Genomic DNA, 1,880 nt, shown 5'->3' on the forward strand with positions numbered 1-1,880 from the left:
ACCGACGCGCCCCCACCCGCCCCTCACCCCCGATAGCCCCGCTTCACGGCCTCCCACCGCGCCGCCTGATCGCCCGTCAGCCGCCCCCGCAGCTCGGCGAGTTTGAGCAGGTTCGCCTCGGCGTCGGCGGTGAGGGTCTGCGCCTCCGCGAGGTAGTGGTCGTCCACGAGCGTCTCGATCTCGGCCTCGTTCATCACCGGCACGATGCGCTCGGCGAGCCGGTTGGTGTCCCGATACGAGCCCTGCAGCCGAAACGGCGGCTCGGTGCGCGAGCCGTCGGTCTGCCCGGCGGAGAGGATGTACGCGCGGTTGACCGCGAGCACCGTCTCGCGCACGTGGAGCAGGCTGCGCAACACGGCCAGGATCCGGTCCAGTTCGGCCGCCGGATACGGGTGCGCGAGCCGGTCCGCGCGCGCGGTGCGGTCGCCGCGCGCGAGCCGCACCAGCAGATCGACGTCCGCGCGGTCGCGCGTGGCGACCGGCGCGAGGACCGGGTTGGCGGTCAGCGCGTTCTCGATGTGGCTCAGCGCGAACAACTCCTCCTTGCCGCCCAGGACATCGCCGAGATTCCACACGTCGGCGCGGTTGGCGAGCATGTCGGGGATGTGGAATCGCTGCCCCGACTCGGTGTACGGGTTGCCGGCCATGCACATCGCGAACCGCTTGCCCCGCAGGTCGTACGAGCGGGCCTCGCCGTCCCACACACCCTCCATGCGGCGCTGCGCGTCGCACAGCGAGATGAACTTCTCCAACAGCTCGGGCGAGACGTGCTGGATGTCGTCGAGATGCAGGAGCACGTTGTTGCCCAGCTCCAACGCGAAACCGATCTTCTCCACCTCCCGCCGGGCGGCGGCGTCCGGTGCGGCGGCGGGGTCGAGCGAGCGCGTGCCGGACCCGAGCGCGGGACCGTCGATCTTGACGAACACCAGGCCGAGCCTGGCCGCGACGTATTCCATCAGCGTGGTCTTGCCGTAGCCGGGCGGCGACAACAACAGCAACAAACCCTGACTGTCGGTGCGGCGTTCGTCGCCGGCCGCGCCGAGCTGCTTGGCGAGGTTGTCGCCGATCAACGGGAGGTAGACCTCGTCGATGAGCCGGTTGCGCACGAACGCCGACATCACCTCGGGAACGTACGTCTCCAACCGAAGCCGAGCCCGCTCGGCGGCGAGCAACTGCGCCCGCCGCTGCTCGTACGCGCGGTACGCGGGCACCCGAGTACGCCGGAACTCGGCCGTACGCGACAGGAATTCGTCCAATCGCACAGTCAGCGACCCGCCGTTCGCGAGCCGCGGATGGGTGCCGAGCAGGCCGGTCACCGACGCCTCGATCGGCGCGGTCACATCGCGCCGATCGAGCGCGGCACCGCACACCTCGATCGCCACCGCCTCCGGCAGCTCACGAGCCGTGGCGCTCTCGCTCGCCTGGACATAGGCGCCCATCCACGCGTCGGCGAGTTGCCGCCGCGCGGCCAGATCGTCGGCCAGCCGGCGCAGATCCTCGGCGAAGTCCTTCGCGGCGGGCGAACCGTCGCCACCGAGCGACTCGCGAAAGCCCGCCAGCAGCGCCCGCGCGCCCGTACTGGTGGTGAAACGCGGCCCACCGGCTGCCAGTTCCTCGAACAGGTACGCCCCCACCGCGTCGTCGGCACCGGGCCCCGGAGTCGACCCGGCCGAGAACTCGTGCGCCCGCTCGCCCAGTTCCCGCGCCAGCTCGCCGATCGCCGGCACCGGCCCGTAGGTCTCCCGGGCCCGGGCCAACGATTGCGCGCGGGTGGTCCACGGCCCGCGCTGCTCCGGTGGCGGTCTGAACGCCCAGAACAACTGCGCCGCCGCGCGCACGCTCGGCTCGAACCGCAGCAGGCCGGCGCCCGCGCGCAGCCG

The 1,880-nt window shown here is 72.0% G+C and carries 1 protein-coding gene; it reads right to left on the minus strand.

Annotated elements, in window-relative coordinates; all coding sequences use genetic code 11:
- Positions 1 to 23: 23 nt before the first annotated feature.
- Positions 24 to 1,880: AAA family ATPase (locus tag GT354_RS42675; protein ID WP_161362242.1), on the minus strand; the 1,857-nt coding region annotated here is incomplete at its 5' end.

Source organism: Streptomyces sp. SID3343 (genome assembly GCF_009865215.1).
Lineage (GTDB): Bacteria > Actinomycetota > Actinomycetes > Streptomycetales > Streptomycetaceae > Embleya.